The sequence below is a fragment of the Pseudomonas sp. FSL W5-0203 genome, assembly GCF_001896155.1.
Taxonomy (GTDB): Bacteria; Pseudomonadota; Gammaproteobacteria; order Pseudomonadales; family Pseudomonadaceae; genus Aquipseudomonas; species Aquipseudomonas paracarnis.
Genome location: NZ_MPOR01000048.1, coordinates 16,129 through 36,132 on the forward strand (window position 1 = coordinate 16,129; position 20,004 = coordinate 36,132).

A 20,004-nucleotide genomic window follows, 5' to 3' on the forward strand; every position below is an offset into this window, starting at 1 on the left:
AGCTTAACGGCTCCCTTCAGTTTTTGGCATTCCCTAAAGTACAGGCATAACCTTGCCGGAGAAAGCTGTCAAATTGACTTCTCGCCAATGCCCTTAAACTCTGGATAGAGCTTTCCATTTGCATCACGAAACGATCCACTGACCAGCAAACTGCATTCTGCAAGGGTAAATGGCGAGTCAATATCAGCCCACGATATTTCAATCCTTTTATCTATGCATATTACGGTCACAGGATAATCAAACAAAACAGATTGAACAGAGGCACAAGCACAATTCAAGGCACTAGAAAAAGCCGTTTCCGAATCAATGAAAAAGTCTTGATCTAGCAATAGGTTAGGCTCTACCTCAAAAACGTATTTCATAGTTCACCTTTCATATCCTTGAAAAATTCTGCTGATTGTTCATCAGTGATACCCCTCATGAAAATCTTGAACGATTCATATTCCTCATCAGATTGAGACTCAAGAATTGGAATCGCACGCAAATCATCAGCAATGTCTCTGCGGCTAATATTACCAATAATAGACATGCCATTATTCATTTGGTAATCAAGAGAGCCACACTCTCGATTGATCATTCCAAAAGTCAGGAATGAGCTAATGACCTTTTCACGTTTTGGCATATGGTGCTTCGCGAGGGCGACACGAATGGTCTCAAGCCGTAAAAATATGAATCGGATTTTATTCAGGTCATCTTTAAGCTTTTCCACTAACGCAGGGTCATCAATTAAGCCCTGAATCTCTTTTGACCGCTCTTGAGCAGTTGGATTCTCATATCCATAGTCTTTGCCTGCTCGCTCAACCTTGTAGGCCAACCCACCGTTGTCGGCGGCTGTAATGTATCCCTTTGCCTTACCTATCCAAGTTCGCAACAACTCATATGCCGAGAAAATCCACATTTGTGACTGCGCAGCAAGGAAACGCTCCTCTTGGGGAGTGGCCTCGCCTTCGTAGTAATGCCGGTGGTATTCAAGCTCCAGCCCCATGATGAAAGGGTCTACGGTAGCGAGATTCATAGCCTGTGTTACGAGGTTTCGATCAGAGCCGAATGCAGTGAGCCCCAGCAGAGCATCGAGCAATTCATCTTCACAGATTTCTTGAGGATTCCGGTATCGGGGAACGTCACGATCAGCCTGATCAGACTCCCAGTCTTCCTGATGCTTGTCATCCATGTAGATCCATCCCAGGCTTTGAATTTGATAGATGGTAAATGCAATTCAACCCTGTGAACAGTAGCTATGAATTTAATGACGTGTGGAAGATCCAGAATTATAAAATAAAAATCTAAGACTAAACCCTATGCGCATCCATTTCTTTTAGATACTTTATCTGCTTATGAGTTATGACTGTCTCGCCTCGGTAAAGCAGTACCTCTTTGTCATTGAATCTTCTCACAGCGATTCCTACGTCTTTGACCACATCCCAGTTAACCATGGAATCTAGTTTCACATTGTAGCAATCCAATGAAATTACTGTTTTGCCTGAATAATCTTTGAAGGTCAAACCCGATTGACTGTAACCATATTCAGAGGCTATGTGCCTTAAAGAATCAAACAACCATTCGAAATGCGCTAAATATTCGTCATCAGATTTGAATTTAATTTTACTCATGGAAATTTACGTTTGCTTGTGAGTTAAATTATACCAAATGGAATTAGCAAATTTTGCCTTTAAGGTTTTTATTTTAACAACTCAATCATTACTACTTCAAAGCTCTTCGCCATTAAGGCTCCAACCCGCAACATACAACATACTTTTATCGACCTTCTTGCTTGGAGTGGTTTTGTCGTCCAGCACCACAGATTCACGATTGATCTTTTTAGGGATAAACGTACTGTCAACCCCTAGCCCAATCTGCACTCTCACTCCTTTATCTATGGTTCTTAATGTCTTTGAAGATGCTTGTGCACGATTATAAACATCGACGATATTGTGCGGGAAAATATTGCGAGCAAGCTCCTTTCTTTTCAGAAGTATATTACGATGAGGAGAAAGTATCTTGCGCTCACTTTCTGCTTTGTACTTCGTTTCTAGAAGATTCATCAAGCTCAACAACCGTGACCTTTTATTTTCTAAATCCTCACCTGCTTTACGTGCTCGATTAAAACTTCGAAAATAAGACTTTATCTTATTCCAATCAAATTTGGCTGAACTATCTGTCTGAATCTTTTCTTCTGTAAGAGACTTCAAGAACCAAAAGCTTTTTTTAAATGTATATATGTTATCGGATTTTTTTAGAATTTCTTCAATATTGAGACTTTTGGAGACCAAGGCTTGAACATGTCCGACTTCAACGAGGGTAATGTCTATCACCAGCTTCACCACATCATCTACCACCCACTCACCTCGACGCTCGGCTACCTGAAATCCAGCGTAATTAGGTTCAAAATCAGCAGGCACTGGGTTGATTCTAAGGACTGCGCAGAACTCAGAAAAGGTAGGAGGAAGATAGCAACCTACATTCATCATCAAAATCCGTCTTTGGCATAGGGTGCCGGTACATGAGCTATGTGACCGACTTAATCAGATACTCGCCTTTATTCTTCACATTGCCAACGTCTTTTGAGACGGGATACCACTCAAAATCCTCTGCAGGTTCGCCAAGGTCGCGGGCGATTTCCTTGGCCCGATCTTTCGTCAGACCTGGGGAAAGCCATTCCCGCGCAAGCTCGGGAGAAAGAACCACTGGCCTACGGTCATGAACGTCTACCATCCCCCCTGCAGCATCAGCAGTGATGATCAAAAAGCCCGGTGGCTCATCAGGTGAAGGACCTGGCTCTACCTGGGCCAGTCCAGCGAAGAACATAGGCTTGCGAGTCTTCAACCTGATGAAGAACGGTTGCTTCTTCTCATCACCAGGTATCTTGACCCATTCATACCAACCGTCCGCTGGAATCAGCGCCCGATGGTCAGGGAAAAGCGTTTTATAGAATCGACCACGAGCTATGGTTTCGATTCTGGCATTGATCGGCTGCACAACCTTTGGCTTCGGCCAAGACACCTCGCGCTTCCAACCCCAATGCACGGGCGAGATCTGCGGGCCGTCAGACTCGGCGTGAATGACAGGAACGTCAGTGCTGGGAGCGATGTTGTAGCGGCCAATGGGCGTCTTATCCACCTTGGCGAACAGATCACCTTGGGGGTCGAGTTCCTGCACATACTCATCAAGGCTTCTGAACATCACGAATCGACCACACATAAACCTTCTCCTTCAATCACAGCTTGGGAATCTCACCTGTGGCTTCAGCAATCGTTGCTAGGGTTTCTTCCATCTCGCCTATCTGGTCTTGAAGCTTCATGAATGACAGGTGAATAGAGTCATCCACATCGACAGTCTGACTGCCACGCAGAGCATCAACCTCGGTCTCAACGAACGACTCCATTTCAGAGACTTTTGCGCGTAACACACGAAGCTGATCGAAGATCCCAACGAGCAGTGTCTTGCTGTCCTTACTCATCAGCCCCACCCAAGCTTTTTAATCTCTCGCCGGTACGGCGTATCGATCTGGTCTGGGACGTTTTCCATGTACGCCTTGGCGTGTTCCAACGTCTTACCATCCAGGGAGATCAGGTACGAAAGCACATCATCGAGAGAGGGTATCAAGCCTTCAACGTCTTCAAACCGTGGAGGCAAGTCAGTCCAGATTACGGCGTCCAACTGACGGTCAGCAGCCCACTTTCCGAGAACTCCTACAGTGGAGCTAGTGATTGTGAAGACACCAACACCATCCGCTCTGTCATCAGGAATTTGCTCACGCTCACGAAGGGCCTGCACAGCCTCATCGAGCGACTTCACGTCTAGCACTGCCCATAACACTTGGCAGGGAGGCGCGTTAAGGCAAATCGTGGTTGCAAGCTCTCCACTGTCACCAACCCGTGAAAACTCGATAGGCAATTCAGGCCCGTCACTGAACCAGTCTGAAGCTAAAGGCAACGCACCAGGCTTCCATATCAGCGATCCCCATCCTAGGCATGCAATTTTCAAATCCTGACCCTCATCGTAGAACTTCAAGTGGCAGTGTTGTGATGCCACCCAAGCTCAGAAATTCAGAACAGGTTTCGGTAGCACTCCATCATCGGCACAAAACTGGAACTAGTCGGCTGTTCGGTTCCTCTCAACTTTAGAATATGGGAGGGGTTGTGATGGCCGATGCATTAGACGAATACAACAAAAAACGTGACTTCGATGCCACCCCGGAACCTTCAGGCGCAAAGAAAAGCACCCGAAAAAAGAAGGCAGAAGACCATGCCCTGCAGTTCTGTATCCAGAAGCATGATGCCTCCCGTCTGCACTATGATTTTCGAATCGAGATCGAAGGCACTCTGAAAAGCTGGGCGGTTCCGAAAGGCCCAAGCCTTGATCCCCAGGTAAAGCGTCTGGCAATGGAGGTTGAAGATCACCCAATTGATTACGCCACCTTTGAGGGGAATATCCCTGAAGGTCACTACGGCGCCGGTGACGTGATTGTGTGGGATCGGGGAATATGGAAATGCATCGGTGATCCGGTCGAATCGTACAGAAAGGGGAAGCTGAAATTTGAGCTTGAGGGCGAAAAGCTCGGCGGCCTCTGGAACCTTGTCAGAACACACCAAGAAGGCAAATCCAAGCCTTGGTTCCTCATCAAGCACCAGGACTCGGCAGCAAAGCCAGAGGCTGAATTTGACGTGGTGAAAGAGCTGCCCGATTCAGTTCTAAGTGATCGCACAATCATACCGAAAAAGCGGGGAAAACAGCCCAAGGCCAAAGCTGTTGAAGAGGTGCCGGAGCCACGCAAACGAGCGAAATCAGGCAAGCTTACTGGGGCTAAATCAGCTCCATTGCCCGACCTAATCAAACCCCAGCTCGCTACCCTTGTGGAGACGGCCCCCGCTGGAGACTGGCGGTACGAAATCAAATTTGATGGCTATCGAATGATGGCAAGAATTGATAACGGTGAGGTGAAGCTATTCACCCGCAACGGCCACGATTGGACTTCCAAGCTGCCCCGGCAAGCAGAAGCATTGGCAAGCCTGGCTCTCGAGTCAGCATGGCTTGATGGGGAAGTCATTGCGGCTGACGATGAAGGCGTACCCAGCTTCCAGATCCTTCAAAATGCTTTTGAATCAGGTAAGAGCCAAGCCATCGTTTTTTACCTGTTCGACATGCCCTACCTCAACGGGGTAGACCTCCGAGAAGTTCCTGTCGAAGAAAGACGTGCAGCCCTTGCCCAGGTTGTTGAACGCAGCGAAGACGACATCATCAGGTTCTCAGAGGATTTTGGTGAAGAAGCCAGCGACCTTCTTACCTCTGTCTGTCAAATGCACATGGAGGGTTTGATAGGAAAACGTGCAGGGAGTACATATGTATCCCGCCGCTCGGATAACTGGATAAAGCTCAAATGTAAGCACCGCCAAGAATTCGTTGTGGTTGGCTATAGCGAGCCCAAAGGGGCTAGAACGTCGTTTGGGGCGCTTCTGCTTGGACTGCATGACAAGGACAGCGGCGAGCTTCGCTACAGCGGCAAAGTGGGTACTGGCTTCAACGAGCGCACCCTACGGACCATCCTTGAGCAGCTAAAGCCTTTGGAGACCTCCAAACCCGCCGTAGTAAATCCACCTACCGGGGCAGATGCTCGTGGCGTGCATTGGCTTAAACCGGAACTGTTGGCCGAGGTCGCCTACGCTGAAATCACCAAGGATGGTTCAGTGCGTCATTCGGTTTTCCACGGCTTACGGAACGACAAACCTGCCAAGGAAATAATCGAAGAAACACCAGTGCCGGCATCGGATGTACAGGACAAAAAAACAAAGCCTACGGCAAAGAAAAAACCAGTCAAAGCTGACCCAAAGCCCACCTCTGGCAAAATTCGGATCACACACCCTGACCGGGTTATAGACGCATCCAGTGGCTCAACGAAAATGCAGCTCGCAGAGTATTACGTGAGTGTTGCTGATTGGATTCTTCCTACACTGCATGACAGACCCATTGCCTTGGTACGTGCCCCTGAAGGCATAGCCGGAGAACTGTTCTTTCAGAAAAACGTTGAGCGTCTACCTATACCAGGCATTGAGACAGTCGAAGGCGAATCAGTGATGCTCATCAACAACGCTGAAGCACTAGTTGGTGCTGTGCAGATGAGTACCATTGAGTTCCATTCCTGGAATGCGAAAGCACCGGACTTGGATCGTCCTGACCGCTTCGTGCTGGACCTCGACCCTGATCCAGCATTGCCATGGAAAAGCATGGTCGAAGCTACAACCTTAACGCTGACCATCCTCGATGAGCTGGGGTTGAAGTCCTTCATCAAGACCAGCGGCGGCAAGGGAATCCATATCGTGGTTCCGCTCACCCCCAAGGACGACTGGGACACTGTGAAGGTATTTAGCCAAAAGATTGTTCAGCACATGGCCAAGCTTATTCCTGATCGCTTTTCAGACGTATCAGGCCCAAAGAATCGTGTAGGCAAGATCTTCATCGACTATCTGCGCAACGGCAAAGGAGCTACTACTATCAATGCCTATGCTGCTCGCACACGCGAAGGACTGCCAGTGTCGGTGCCACTCTTCAAAGAAGAGGTGAAAGAGATTAAATCCGCGAACATATGGAACATACATAACCTCCATGAACGTCTTGGCGAGCTTGGGGAAGACCCATGGAAGGACTACGGCAAAATAAAACAAACGATCACTGCTGATATGCGTCGAATGATTGGACTCAAAAAATAGGAGGCTTCATGGATAACTACCACATCACAAAGTCTGGCGACCATTGGATTCTCAAGAAACAAGGTGCTGAACGGGCGTCGAAGACTGCCGATACAAAGGCAGAAATCACCAAGCTAGCCGTAGAATTTTTGGAAGGCAAAACCGCCTCCCTGAAAATCCACAAAGAAGATGGAACCATCCAGGAAGAACGCACCTACCCGCGTAGCGCTGACCCTACGAAATCGAAGGGATGAAAGCAAGGTAAAGCTCTCTCGAGGGCTTTACACCAACATAAACAAACCGCGTTGTTAGCGGTCTGTTTTTGCATCATGAGATTTCTTTTTTACGTTTTTAAAAAAAGGAACATGGTTATTTGACTTTAAGGCTGATTTGTAGATCCTATTGAAAGCTTTAAAAATCTTCTCAAATTCTAAATCCTGAACTTTACGACGAAAGCACTTTTTAAAAATATCATCACAAAGATACCTTGCTCGAACATCGCTGCAGTCGTTATCAAATCTTAAATATTCATTCCACGTAGCGAACATTAATCTCGAAATTATTTCGTAGATCGGCTTGCGTTTAGGATGAATCATAAAACCAGAAGTCCTATTATTGAACCCGGCGAACATTGGGAACGATGACTTATGCGTTTTTAATTCTGCTTCACATTCCTCCCTGCTCATAAAACCGAACAACACTGCATAATCGTCTGTAGCAACCATTTTGGAATCCCTCCTACTCAAATATATTAATAAAACAGTAGATCATTTATTCTTGTGCAACACATGTAGATATTCAGTCACGTAAATTTCATTAGCAGCTTCTTTACGTGATTTGAATTTCTTGTACTGCATTTCCTTTCTTTGGTAATTGCCGTAACTACTCATCACATCAGCAATCAGATCCATCGGCATGATGCTTTCGTTGGAATAGCTCATGACCAGGTATTCAAAATTAGCGGTCTCAACCAGACACCTAAACTCACCTTCTACCTTTAGCCTGCTAGCCCATGGAGAAACGTTCCGGCCTTCAGGCCGACCGCTGATCCCATGGATCGTAGGATGCTCGTTCTGCGCAATGGTATTGAGGACGTGATATGCGTTGCTGTACTGCATTGCGGTGTAAGGTGGATCGAGATAGAGAACGTCACCACTCACACGCTGCAACAGCTCGTTAGCGTCTCCCAGGTACACCTCATTGCTTGCCACGGGCTCCTTCAGGTCAAACCCTCTGAACTCAATGGGCTTGAGCGAAGCAGCAGTGAATTTCTTGAGGAACGATGGGTAAAGCCCAGTGGTGTTGCTCACCCTGTCAGCAGCCTCTAGGACAGAGCAGAGGCAGTAATAGAACTGCCCTTCAGTCAGCTCTCCATTTCCATATAGCTCGAACACCAGAGACACCCCAGCGTCGATCCTCATAGCGTTTGCATTCGTAAAGAAGGTACGGCCACCAGCTTCGCTATAATTCTGAAAAATGAAGCCTTCAACACCATCCATGCCGTGGTTCATGTAGTCGATGATCGGCTGACATTCGTAGACGGTCGAAGGGTCATTGTTCAGCAGATTTTCAAGCGTCGCATAGGAGTAGTACTCCAGGTCATTAGCTACGACCTTGAAACGATTTTTGAAGTGGTTCGCTACCCTGCCCGACCCTGAAAAGAGGTCACACAGAACAATCTCATTTGATGGCTTTGCAATTGTAGAAACGCAATCACTGACTACAGAATCAATGAAGCCAAGCAGCTTGGCTTTTGAGCCCAAATATTTCACACGCGCACAGAGCGATGCACGGATTCAGAATGAACCAGCGGAAAAGACTTTAACTTTTCGGGCTTGCACTGCTGAACTCAATCAGCCTTTAGAAATAGAGCTATTTCAGGTAGTGCAAATGAGTTGTACTTTTTCGATTAACGTTAGGAAACCTTGAAGCGTGGACGCAGTTCCTCTAGCGAAACACCGTAATGAACCTTTACATAGGCATTTCCTATTTTTACAAATCCACGTTTTTCAAGGTTTGGCTTGTTCGAATAACCCCATAAATATTTGGCTTCATGTTTTATGTGTTTTTTCCATTTTCCACCATCATCACTCCACACATGACATTCACAACCAATGCCTTGAAAGCGGGGATCTTTCACGAAACGAACCGCCTCAATAAGCATTTCACAACATGAACGAACATTGAAAGTAAGATGAGAGTATTTATTCATCAGTGCAAAGCATACGTTGTGAGGTGTACCGCTATTAGTATCAAACCGAAAAACAATCTTAGTTAAACTCATGTGACACAGTTGAAAATTGAATGCTTCACTTTCGCTTCCCCAGACGGTATCCATGTCTTGACCATTCATGGGAAGAATCTTGTTCATATCGAAATATTGACGTTCGGTTGCACCATCGCCTAAAACCTCGAAAACAAACTTCTTAATTTCTTGCTCTGCACCTTTTACTTCATATTCTGTGCGGTATACGTTAGCCATTGTGTTTGCCTCATATTTTCGAATCCCTGTGATTCGATGAAGCGAACTTTAATGATTTTAAAAACATTGTCAAACAACCAAAATTAAGAAAAAACAGTTTTTTATTCAGTCTGAAAATATTAAATTCGAAATGATGATTTTGATAAATAACACATAAAGGCTCGCACATCGATGCAGCTCTTAGTTTCTCTAGGCTAGAGGTAATTTAGAAAATGTAAATAAAGTTTTTCGGAAAAAATAAAAATCGGATATTTAGGGAAACGCTCTTCCCCCGTGCCATTTCTGATAGTCAAACTCGATCAGGTACAAGGAGGTCGATTAAAACGATTTTGAAATAATATGTGGATCACAGCTTCAGAACAGAGAACAAGGCCACCGAACAACGCCTGATGTTTCGCACAGCTCACCAGAAGCTTGCTTGTCTCCCCGGCTCAGTAGGCTCCACAAGCTATGCAATGTGATGATGTAGGGAGCAGAGCGAGAGCTAAACACTGCCTATCCAAAGATGGTGGAAGATCCACCTCGAGCATGGCAAATGGGTAAAAAGGCAATCGGCTTATCAGCCGAAATCACGAAGCCAAATGGTATAATTTAGAAAACCAAACCTATTACTAATGCGTCAATTAGCTCTCGCTCTTCTTCTATTGCCTTTCCTGTATATGTCACAAGCATCTGCAGCAGAATGTGGATTCAAATCAGATAACAGAACAGTAGACCCAAATTCATCAACGCTTTGCCCTGAAAACATCGCTATGAAGCTAATGAGCAGTTCAGTGGGCGAAGGGGTTCTTCTTTTAAGCAATGATCAAGACGCACAATACGCAAAGATCCAGGAAACAAAAACAGATTCACAGTTACGTTTTGATGAAACGAACCAAGATCATTTTATAAGAGACAAGCAATACACAAGAGATTTAGCTTCATACCTAATAATTGCCATATTTATTATAATATGGTTAATCATGGCCCTCAAAGCTTGGAAAACGGGTGAATTTCATGACTCAAAAAATGATCATGGAGAACAGGTAAAAGCCAGATATAGCTTCTTGAATAACCTATTCATAGCAATAGCGGCGGTAGGGATATTTGGGCTAGGGATGGTCGGACAGAAAAACTCTTTATCCATAGCAGACGCAGTAATTATAAGGCTTGACGTAACATCTGAAATCGCAAAGCAGAAATTGATACAAATGGTAAGTTGGGTTAGACAGAAGGGATATTTGGAAACAACGGTTAAAGACTCTGAAACAGGCGTAGTAGATGATGTGATAAAGGGACAAGCCGCTTTTACGGCTTCGGCATTGTCAAACCAATTAATTTCAAAAGCCATTGTCGCGAGGCTTTCAAGTCAACTCTACAACGACATTTTCAATAAGAGTGATTCTGCGAATTGGGTTGTATCGAATTCGCTATCTGACATCTCTAAACAGGAAAACAATACCTTCACATTTAAGAAATTTAGCGATAACGGCGAGCTATTGTTCAAGCTTGATCCAGTGACCGTATTCAAATCAGAACTTGATGCAGGTGCAGCAACACCTTATCTAAAGGAAGTCAGATACAACGAAAGGTACAGGGACGAAGCTGACATTCGCACAGTAGAAACAACTGCAAACCAGTTAAGAAATGAACTGCGTAACGGCCCATTTGAAAACAAGAAGGCTGAATACGAAGACATAAAAAATAACGTAATGGTGATGTTCTATATGGATACGAGAGCGAACACTTATCTCAAAGAATTACCAAACGATTTTAAGCTAGCTGACGATGTGGCTGTAACAGTTTTGAATCTGGTATGTGCCGAAAATAAACAACTGCGCCTTTCCGCAAAGACCTACATTGATGCACATAAAGGTATTGGGACAAGAGGCACAGGTTCAATTGAATGCGTGGGAAACGACTGGCAAGTGATGGGCGAAGAACCATTAGCGACTTACAAAACAAAGCTCTACGAAACAAGAAAGAAACTGGAAGACACTTATCGTGACAGAATTTTAGCCTTCAACGATGCGTTCAGCACGGCTTTGGAAAGTCCTTCGATTCTGGACCAGTTGAAAAAAATGATTAAAGAGGGGGAGCTAAATTTCTATTTCAATTACCAGAATCTTGTTGAAGAGACTACTTTCACGAGCATCAATCAAAACCTTTTCAACACTAAAGTCTTGCAAATCTCAGAAAGAAAGGCAGTGGATTTCTTCATAGATGATGAATGGGCACGAGCGCACGGATATGAAGCTGACTACAATAACCGAGTCAACATTAGCCAATACGTCAGAAGTTACTTTTTAAAGACTGACCGTGCAACATTGCCAACTATCACTGATGCAGAAGCAATTACTCAGAAGCTGATCTTCGATAATGGTACGTCTGCAGGAATGCACAATGACTTTGAGCAGGGCGCAGGAATAGGCTTTGAATTGCCTTCTACTGCCTTAAAACGCTGCAAGCTTTCAGTTACTCACCCAATCAAATGTTATCAATTGTACGCAACAAGCTTAAGCAATACGGCTAGCGATTTGAGAGCGTTCGGATTGACCCTAGCTATTACAGGGCAAATTGCTAACGATTATGCCAAGTCAAAAATTGAAATGCCTAAAACCGATAGCGCAGCTAACATTGGAAAGCCGAATAAAATCCAAGCTGGAAGCTCATTAGCACAGACAGTAACTTTCATAGCAGCAGGTATTGGTTCAAGCATTGTGTCTTTGAGCCTGACACTTGACATGATTAGTAATGGTTACAGATTTTTGCTTATCTCAGTAACTATATTGCCGTTCTACACAATGGCGGTCACACAAAAATACTTTGTTATTGCGCTCATCAAATTCTCACCATTCTTCCTTTTCGCTTTCGTGAGGCTGAATGACGCTGACAATTTCGCCGCAATGCGCAGGAATATTTTTGCGTTTGCAGTGAGCATTGCAGTTTTCCCTATACTGCCTCTTATTGCATATACAATAAATTGGGAGGTAATCAGGGTCGTTTTAGTATTCACAGATGCATCGTTCTATTATGAAAGGGGCGGTATCTTTGACAACATTGTTGGATTCTTTATTGAGTGTATAAGACCGTTCATAGTGACATTGGTTTCGACAAGCATTTGTCTGCACTTTATGCAAAACACCCTTAAATTACTCGGAGGACACATGATGTTTGCAGAAGCGGGAATCAAGGTTATAGGTTGGATGATGACAATCGTAAATGTTTTATCAATCGGCTCAATAGGTATGATTAACAAGTTAAGCACAGGCTTTATTTCTTCTTTAACATCTTACAAACGAAGCTGATTACGCGTCATTAGGAAGGGCTTGAAATGGTATAATACTTTAAAACAAGCCCACCTTTAATGAAATTCTCAACTTATGCATTTCTGCTTCTATTAACCCTATTCCCACAATTTGCTAATGCAGAGTCTATTGGCTCTAAAGCAACTGCATATATACAGTCTCAAACAGATGAAGAAAGAAGGTCTGGATTCACAGAGCCAGTATTAGACTCATTGTATGGCTGTGAAATGACACAGAGCATTGCTCAAGGGACAGAGATTGGCAAATATAACTGCATAGGAAAGAACAATAAGTTTAATAGCGGCGTATCTAAGATAGTAAATCAGTCTATCTGGAAAATGCTCACAGTGATTACCACGCTTGCGTTTTTGATTCTTAGCAGATGGTTTTATATTAAAGTATTTGCCGCAGCCTCTCAAAAAATGAGCGAGAAAAACTCTGCCTTAACGGCCACATTAATCACCTTGCTATTTTATGCTTTTGCTTTTCCCGCTTTCGTGAATGAACAGGGTATTAGATACAACTTATTTACAAAGTTAGCGATAGGGACGTTTTACAAAGCTCACTCCATAGCGGAATATTATTTATTCAACGATGCTCAACAAACCAAAATTGAATACCCAAAGCGCTTTATCCCCGCTTTCAATTCAGGTGGACCAGCTAACGAGTACAACGCGATTAGCTTTCAATTGTGTACGTCGAGTATGTCAGAGCAAGAAGCCTCAAAAAAACAAAAAATCTTCTTCAACTTTAACGAGTCTACAGGTGAATTATCAGCCTTTCATCAAGTGGGGAGCTGCATACTTGATGTCAGCTTCACTATCGACATGAATACTGAAAGCATTGCAAAACGTTATGGCTTACCCAGCTATGTGGATAATTCGATTGAGACAATGAAACGAATCATTGAGAAAGAATATATTCAGAAGGCACAAGGAATTGCTGAGAACGTAATCAAGGCAGGTAAACCTAGATTGGGAGTACCTGACACATACACACAAGGTCAGCTCGTTTGCAGTGACGAAGAGAATTTCAATCTTAGCGGTATGAGCCCTAATAGCATCAAAGACTACGCCTACGATGCCGCAAAGTGCATGCACGGGCGCGTGATTGATGACCTCAACAGGGTTCCAGGATACACAGAAGCGTTGATGCCCAAAGACCGAATGGTAAGAGTTTGCTCAACTGTTGACCACAGCGCCGGGTCAGAAACCAGTTTAGATCGTGATGCCAACTCAACCACCTTTACTAGCAATTCGACTCTTGAATCAACGTTGAGAGCTTGTGCAGAAAGGGCTTGTGCAAATGATTCAAGCCCAAAGAACTGTGCTGACTCACTGAATTTTTACAACCTTTATTTCAAAAACAGATACATGACCAATCCCAACATGGTTACTTTTTTTGCAAAGATATTGAATACCGATTTCAAAAACACCCTATTCTCTGGCCCAGGTGAGCAATTAGCTTCAACGTTAAAATTAGACATGTATCAATCCTCAAGCATACTTACATCTGAAATTAAGGACAAAGAAGCCTTTACTGTTGAATACGAAAGGATTCAGTCGAATATTAATTTACAGTACTTCATAAACAATAGTCTTGATGCAAGCCAGCTATCACCAGTTGCAAAGGATTGGGACACAGCATTTTTGAAATCCATTACAATCGGAAATGACGGTCCTTTAAGTATAGATAGAGTTGTTGACTGCTTGCAGTACTCTAGCTCAACGTCGCCAAGTGGCAGAGAATGTGGTTCTGTGTTTTTAGAAATTGAAGGCTTTGGGCAAAACCTTCTTGCAGTAGGTATGATCATCAAGGCAGAACTCAGAGTAAATGATGCGATCAGAAAGAACACGTTTAGCAGAACTAAAGAGGCAGCAGGATTAAACGCTAGCAAGAATGTAATAGAGCTTGCATCAAGCTTTTTCGGATCATTCACCGGCAAGATTGCTATCCTTGCAACGGGCATAACCGCTTCCACAAGCTTTAATGAGATCTACAACCCCGTTGGATTAAGCGTCGGACCTGAAGCCCTAATAGCGCTAGCTATAATCGTCAAGGTTCCGCAAATGGCTGCCTTCCTGGACACTTTTGCAAACTCCCTGATTTTGGGTGGAAACGCTTTGATTTGGGCAATTCCTCTTGCAATTGTTCTGAGTGGTTTGAGCGTAATATATACATCTATAAAATCCATGATAGGTTTTTCTGTCACCGCCCCGACTACAATTCTTCAAAACATCAATGGAACAACAGTTGACAAGCATACGGATATATTCAAATTCATCCAAGAATTGGTTTTACTTTTTCTCTCAATAACCTGTTATGCCGTGATGCTGTACCACTCCTTATGGTACATAAAAGCGTTATTTATCTATAAGGTTATCGACATAGAAAAGATAACCGGCAGTTTAAATATCGGATACAGAATCACCGGAATTGGTGACATTTATTCAACCTTGATGGGAATCTGTATCTACCTTTGTATTGTCTTGATGTTATGCATTCACATAATTCGCAGATCCACCCAAATCAAAGAATTCATTGGAGTGATTCTGTATTCAACAGAAAGAAATCTCCCTGAACACGCCCAAGGAATAGAATTCTCTTCAAGCAAATTCGGAAAAAACAATATATAAGTTGGCCTTATGGCCAATTTGAGATTGTACAGATGCTATAATTAGGAAAACAACCTAACACTATAATGTCAATCAAATTATCAAAAAATGAATCTCAGTATTCAGATGAAGAGAAAAGCGCTATTCAGCAACAATTCGATTATGCAATGAGCCAATATTGTGAAGTAGACAACCTCTACAAAATAGCTAAATTGACAGCGCTATTTTTCCCATATGGATTATTAGCGACTTTCTTTCCAATACGAAGGCTAATGAAAGCAGATCACAGCCTTTTTAAGTATTGGATGATTCTGCCAACTTTGTTGGTTATCACGTTCATTTCAGCAAACATCTATGTTTGGTATGCATATTTTTCTGTTCGCAGCACACCTATCTCCGACATGTTCCCGTTCCATTTAGTAATAATCTGTTCGATTTGCTTATGGACAATCGGATTGTTCGCACAGAAGATTTCAAAAGTAGCGTGGCTAATCAGAGAACTCATCTATTACAAACAAGTCAATCGGTACAATCACTATAAACGAATCGTAGCTAGCCGCTTCACCACGTCAGGAATGAAAGGTCCATTCAATAAATTTGCAGGTAGGATTAAATAAAGCTCAATGCCTGCGGCAAATGGCAAGCATTAAAGCTCAACCCATTTGCCATTGACTTCTATCACACTGAAAAGCCCGTGAATAAACCCAAATAGCCTTTTGCTTTGTACCGCCGAACCATTCAACGAGAATCTATTTATCCAATCATATAAGCCAAACAAGGTGCTTCTCGCGTCAGCGGATGCTCTACCAGGTACTCAACCTTCCCTAGAACGTTCCTAGGCCATTCCGAACAGAATCCGAAGCCTCTATTACGCCGATAGAATATGTCCAACTCCAGGGCACCACACCGCAGCGTATACTCATCCATACCGTAGGTTCAGGGAGTTGACCAGATGGACAAGGAATTCAGCTACAACCCTCAAATTCCGTGCATTGTGCTGCACAATGGCCAAGACGTTGGGGCCATGGTGGACGGAAAGCTCTATAGGTTCGATTCTAGCCTCACTGCGCAGAACCAGCATGCAGAGGCCGGAATCCTTGTTGATAACGTTCTGTTCCATTACGGAGAGCCCATAGGCCACCTTGAAGGCCGAAGGCTCATCATTGATAGCGGTAGTGAAATCCTAGAACTGGTTGAAGCCTAATGACCCTTCTCTGCTCCACCGGCAAGCTGACTACGAGCAGCATTGAGTGATTCCAAAAGGCTCTGTGAATAGCTGACGGCATCAGCTAGAGCTACTTCTGCAAAGCCCTTATCAACGTCTACAAATTTCTCCATAAACGCCCTGCAGTACTATGTTGAGTACGAGGCTTCAAAAAACAAATGATTTTGTAATCGCTGAATTAATGATAACGCAAAAAGGAGTTATTTCTTTATCAAAAACAGTTTTCAAGCAGGCTTTTGGAATCGCAATCGCCTGCGTATGGATTGAAATCGCACCTTGATAATGGCCCATTGCCAGCTGAGTAATTTGCTATAGTAAAAACGCGCATGGCAGCCATTAAATTAAATTGACTTTAAACGCGAGCAGACTTTGTATCTAAAATATTACGTTCAGAACTTGATAATCTCGGTAGGCATTTTTATTTTATTCTTTACCGATTGGTTTGGAGGGGAGGCATTCATAGAAAGGACGAACCCAATTTTTCTAACGCTGGGTATATGCAGTGCTTTGCTATTCCCTTTTTCGCGGATGATAATTGAAAAAACGGCGCTTCGCTTCACTACGCGAGAATTTTGGACTACTGGCTTATTTACTGAGTCACCTGGAAAAAATGGCCTGTATGCAATCTTTTATGTAGCCTGCACTATCCTAGCAGTCCCCATTTTTTGTTTATATTTAATTTATATGGCATTAAAAAAAGTGGCCTAGAAAGGCCACTTTTCCCCTTCTCTTTTAAGGCAGAATTGCGTCAAGTGCGTCGTTGAATTGCTTCACGTGCGCATCATCAATATAAGCACTGACAAGTGCCATAATAAGCGCAAAAGCTACGATACCAACTGGTGTGGATACGGTCACTCCAAAAGCAAAGGAAATTAGACCTGTAGCTGCAGCGCCCGCAAAAAGAGTTTCCACTTTCAGCACGGTATTGTTCCAGTCACCCGATGCGTAGCTTTTCTTCACCTCTTCTACCAAGTCATACGCATCCAAAGCTTTGCCTGTATAGCCAAACCCTTTTGCGAAGAGGTTAAGGTTTTGTGCCAACTCAGCTCGATCAAGCGAATCCAGAGCGTTCACGATGGCTGCACGATCTGCAGCACTGAATTTCTTATCCAGATGATCTTTGTATTGATCAAAAGCCTTCAAAGCCTCTTCAGCACTGCGAAGCGTTTTACCCTTTGCAGTTTCAGCCAAATCTGTGGCTAATGCCGACATTTGAGCGCCATATTTTTCACCGATTTCTTTGTAGAAATCAGCAGTGAATTTAATAGCCCCCTTAATTTCCTCTTCTGCCTTTGCTTGTTCTTCGGCAATACGTTTTGCTTCTGCTTCCTCTGCAGCTTTTCTGGCTGCCGCTTCAGCCGCAATACGTTCATCCTCTGCAGCCTGTGCTGCTGCAACAGCAAGGGTCAAGGTGGTAGACTTTTCAGTGAGAATCCGGATTTTTTCAACCAACTTTTTACTTTCATAAACAGCCGAAATCGAAGCGATAAAAGATCGATAGATTTCAATCGGCGTGCCTGGGCGCTTTCCGTTTACAATATCTGTTGCGAGAATTGCGGAATTCTTTTTGAGTTCTACTGCTAGAGGATCTCTTCCAAAATAAGAATTAGCTACTGCATTACTGTTAACCAGTAGCTCTTGTGTTTGTGCAACCAGCCCATCTACTACTGCTTTCTCTTTTTGGGCTTTTTCCAATTCACTCAGAAGGCTGACATCACCAAGTGCAGCGGCTACTTCGCTTTCGGTTTGGGTTGGAATATTTGGAAAATTCGCATTGTAGGCCGTTTCAATGTCCACCTGGGCACGAGCTGCTTTACCTGCAATGGGCAAAACATAATCCGACGAAGATCGAATACCAGGAAGACTCAGAAGGGTCTCTACGTCTGTACCAACCGGCACATCTACTGAATGTGGAGGTTGTGCGCCAGGTACTCCTGGTACAACAACAGGTGGTAGCGGAGGCGGAGGCGGAAGGGGATCTGGTGTAATGATGATAGGGGGTAGCTCAATTCCATTTGTAGACATATGAATCTCCATGTGACTTGGCATAAATGAGAAATGCTCAAATCTTAAATTTCAGCAGTCCAAAAGCAGACTGTGTCCTGTTTTGTCTACATACAATCGTAGACGCCAGGCAAAACAACTGTACATAAACCCAGCTACTTGCGCAACCCGACATATGCATTAATGCATTTTTCTTGTTATGTTACCCTTTAAAATCAAAAGGTTATGAGCTTCACAGCATGCTCAAATGCATTTTCCCTCGCTTTGACGTGGCCCAGACTCATCAGGAAGGCCAACACGTCATCACCGCTGTAATGCTCTGCAAATGCTTGTCTAGCCACCCTCCTGTCGATCACATCATCGATCACGGAATCACCAAGAAGTCTTGATTTGTACACGAGCGTTTCACGTAACGCCTTTAGGTAGAAAGCGGCGTCATCAGGGCTACCAACTCCAACAGCAGGCGCTGTGAGCTTCATCCCCCTCACCTTCTGTATCTGAGCCACACATTCAGTGCAGGAACGCTTTAGAGAGCGATTGCAGGTCACGAATGCCCCTGTGCCATGGTGCTTGAATCCAGCAGCGTGTATAGGTGCTTCAAGGCTCTTTGGACGAGGTACGCGCAAGGTGCTGACACTCTTGTTCAGAGCCCACACAAACATCTGTGCGTTGAATGCGTACTGGTCATCGTCCTTATGCTTGCCGATCCTGCAAACGAGGTCATAAAGCTTGCTGTGAAGGCTTCCCTTGATGGTTGTTACCAGAGTGGGGGCAAAGCCAAGGCTAGCCAGGTCTTTGAGCTTTACGGACGTGACAGAGCTAATCGTGAGGTAGTGGAAGGTCTTTGACTTCGGGACAATCGTCACGTCATACCCTTCAATATTCTTAGCGCTCATCAGCTTGAAAAGCTTGTCGGTCATCAGGTCATCAGCAGTGAAGAACTGATCCTTCACCCCCTGCGCGTTGTAGGCTTTCAGGCAGAAAGCCGCCTTCTCTTTCGTAATCAAGGATTCTGTAGCTGGGTTGAATATGACTTGGAACTTGTCAGCTTCAAATGATGCTAACTGATTTTCAAAATGGTCGATTCTAGCTATTTTTGTTTTTGTCATTCTTGTTCTCGTTTATTGTTACTTTCTCCTTACGGAATGGTATTGGTAATTAGAATGGGATAAGCCCATCAACACCTTCTTGATTCATATCATTATTAAATTGCTTATATTTCTTGAATTTCTCTTTACAAATCTGCCCATTTACCAACGCAGCAGATCTAAACGATTTGTTCAATGCGCTAGGCATTTTCATCTTCTCTTCAATACTACCTTTACAAGCAAACTGGACATTCACCTTAAAAGTCGTTTCACCACCAGTCCTATTACTATTTTTAGTTTCAATGAAATTCATATACCTCAAAACATTTAGGGATTTCTTACGAGTATTTTCAGAAACGTCCAAGTACTTATCAAGGTCATGAAGCTTAACTTTGCATTCATTAAATCTATCCATATTTTCGACTGCAGCCATCAGGATTTGCCCAGCCACTTTATCAAAACCAACCACTGCAATATAATAAGGCATTGCGCTCGTAAGAATCTGCGCGTAAAAATTCTTTTCTAATTTATTAAATGTTATACTAGGCGGCGGCAAAAACTGAGTGCAACACCTGACCTTTCCGGTACGGTGCTGCCCCTATGTCTTATACCGAACTCAG

The 20,004-nt window shown here is 43.9% G+C and carries 19 protein-coding genes; 6 read left to right on the forward strand and 13 right to left on the reverse strand.

Going from position 1 to position 20,004, the window contains the following annotated elements; translation table 11 throughout:
• Window positions 1–68: 68 nt before the first annotated feature.
• From BOP96_RS29880 to BOP96_RS26105, 7 genes are all read right to left on the reverse strand, one after another.
• Window positions 69–362 (reverse strand): hypothetical protein, encoded by a 294-nt coding sequence (locus BOP96_RS29880; RefSeq protein ID WP_124399749.1) that lies wholly within the window; start codon window positions 360–362, stop codon window positions 69–71.
• The gene (locus BOP96_RS26080) at window positions 359–1,171 is read right to left on the reverse strand and encodes a hypothetical protein (RefSeq protein ID WP_073454423.1); all 813 of its coding nucleotides are present in this window, start codon (window positions 1,169–1,171) and stop codon (window positions 359–361) included. The genes BOP96_RS29880 and BOP96_RS26080 overlap by 4 nt, the downstream gene beginning before the upstream one ends.
• Before the next feature lie 118 nt (window positions 1,172–1,289).
• Entirely contained in the window at window positions 1,290–1,610 is a 321-nt protein-coding gene (locus BOP96_RS26085) for a hypothetical protein (protein ID WP_073454425.1), read from the reverse strand.
• 96 nt (window positions 1,611–1,706) lie between these two features.
• Window positions 1,707–2,468, reverse strand: a complete 762-nt coding sequence (locus BOP96_RS26090; RefSeq protein WP_073454428.1) for a hypothetical protein — start codon at window positions 2,466–2,468, stop codon at window positions 1,707–1,709.
• A 37-nt stretch (window positions 2,469–2,505) separates the two neighbouring features.
• Window positions 2,506–3,198 (reverse strand): SOS response-associated peptidase, encoded by a 693-nt coding sequence (locus BOP96_RS26095; RefSeq protein ID WP_073454430.1) that lies wholly within the window; start codon window positions 3,196–3,198, stop codon window positions 2,506–2,508.
• 16 nt (window positions 3,199–3,214) lie between these two features.
• Window positions 3,215–3,457 (reverse strand): hypothetical protein, encoded by a 243-nt coding sequence (locus tag BOP96_RS26100; protein WP_073454432.1) that lies wholly within the window; start codon window positions 3,455–3,457, stop codon window positions 3,215–3,217.
• On the reverse strand, window positions 3,457–4,011 hold the full coding sequence (locus tag BOP96_RS26105) for a hypothetical protein (RefSeq protein ID WP_238346866.1): 555 nt from the start codon (window positions 4,009–4,011) through the stop codon (window positions 3,457–3,459). The genes BOP96_RS26100 and BOP96_RS26105 overlap by 1 nt, the downstream gene beginning before the upstream one ends.
• Before the next feature lie 131 nt (window positions 4,012–4,142).
• Between BOP96_RS26105 and ligD the strand changes: the two genes are divergently transcribed.
• Together ligD and BOP96_RS26115 are read left to right on the forward strand one after the other, a co-directional pair.
• The gene (gene ligD / locus BOP96_RS26110) at window positions 4,143–6,704 is read left to right on the forward strand and encodes a DNA ligase D (RefSeq protein WP_073454434.1); all 2,562 of its coding nucleotides are present in this window, start codon (window positions 4,143–4,145) and stop codon (window positions 6,702–6,704) included.
• A gap of 8 nt (window positions 6,705–6,712) precedes the next feature.
• Window positions 6,713–6,937, forward strand: a complete 225-nt coding sequence (locus BOP96_RS26115; protein WP_056788867.1) for a DUF2188 domain-containing protein — start codon at window positions 6,713–6,715, stop codon at window positions 6,935–6,937.
• Window positions 6,938–6,991: 54 nt separating this feature from the next.
• Here the strand turns inward: BOP96_RS26115 and BOP96_RS26120 are convergent, their stop codons facing one another.
• The 3 genes from BOP96_RS26120 to BOP96_RS29885 all read right to left on the reverse strand — a co-directional run bounded on the left by BOP96_RS26120 (window position 6,992) and on the right by BOP96_RS29885 (window position 9,165).
• Window positions 6,992–7,408: a hypothetical protein gene (locus BOP96_RS26120; protein ID WP_073454436.1), complete on the reverse strand. Its 417-nt coding sequence runs from the start codon at window positions 7,406–7,408 to the stop codon at window positions 6,992–6,994.
• A 42-nt stretch (window positions 7,409–7,450) separates the two neighbouring features.
• Window positions 7,451–8,455 carry a DNA adenine methylase gene (locus tag BOP96_RS26125; protein ID WP_073454439.1) on the reverse strand — a complete coding sequence of 335 codons (1,005 nt, stop codon included), beginning with the start codon at window positions 8,453–8,455 and terminating at the stop codon, window positions 7,451–7,453.
• Window positions 8,456–8,598: 143 nt separating this feature from the next.
• Window positions 8,599–9,165, reverse strand: coding sequence for a hypothetical protein (locus tag BOP96_RS29885; RefSeq protein ID WP_124399745.1), 567 nt, complete (start codon window positions 9,163–9,165; stop codon window positions 8,599–8,601).
• Window positions 9,166–9,779: 614 nt separating this feature from the next.
• Here BOP96_RS29885 and BOP96_RS26130 point away from each other — a divergent pair.
• The 4 genes from BOP96_RS26130 (at window position 9,780) to BOP96_RS31010 (ending at window position 17,000) form a co-directional block, all read left to right on the forward strand.
• Complete coding sequence (locus BOP96_RS26130; protein ID WP_238346867.1) at window positions 9,780–12,452, forward strand: hypothetical protein; 2,673 nt, start codon at window positions 9,780–9,782, stop codon at window positions 12,450–12,452.
• Between the two features lie 59 nt (window positions 12,453–12,511).
• Entirely contained in the window at window positions 12,512–15,088 is a 2,577-nt protein-coding gene (locus BOP96_RS26135; RefSeq protein ID WP_238346868.1) for a hypothetical protein, read from the forward strand.
• Between the two features lie 931 nt (window positions 15,089–16,019).
• Entirely contained in the window at window positions 16,020–16,271 is a 252-nt protein-coding gene (locus tag BOP96_RS26145) for a hypothetical protein (protein ID WP_073454448.1), read from the forward strand.
• Window positions 16,272–16,799: 528 nt separating this feature from the next.
• Window positions 16,800–17,000: a colicin E1 family microcin immunity protein gene (locus BOP96_RS31010; RefSeq protein ID WP_373420034.1), complete on the forward strand. Its 201-nt coding sequence runs from the start codon at window positions 16,800–16,802 to the stop codon at window positions 16,998–17,000.
• Between the two features lie 24 nt (window positions 17,001–17,024).
• Here the strand turns inward: BOP96_RS31010 and BOP96_RS26150 are convergent, their stop codons facing one another.
• The 3 genes from BOP96_RS26150 to BOP96_RS26160 form a co-directional block, all read right to left on the reverse strand.
• Window positions 17,025–18,317 carry a colicin-like pore-forming protein gene (locus tag BOP96_RS26150; RefSeq protein WP_073454450.1) on the reverse strand — a complete coding sequence of 431 codons (1,293 nt, stop codon included), beginning with the start codon at window positions 18,315–18,317 and terminating at the stop codon, window positions 17,025–17,027.
• A 194-nt stretch (window positions 18,318–18,511) separates the two neighbouring features.
• The gene (locus BOP96_RS26155; RefSeq protein WP_073454452.1) at window positions 18,512–19,405 is read right to left on the reverse strand and encodes a hypothetical protein; all 894 of its coding nucleotides are present in this window, start codon (window positions 19,403–19,405) and stop codon (window positions 18,512–18,514) included.
• Window positions 19,406–19,454: 49 nt separating this feature from the next.
• On the reverse strand, window positions 19,455–19,871 hold the full coding sequence (locus BOP96_RS26160; RefSeq protein WP_238346869.1) for a hypothetical protein: 417 nt from the start codon (window positions 19,869–19,871) through the stop codon (window positions 19,455–19,457).
• Window positions 19,872–20,004: the final 133 nt, after the last annotated feature.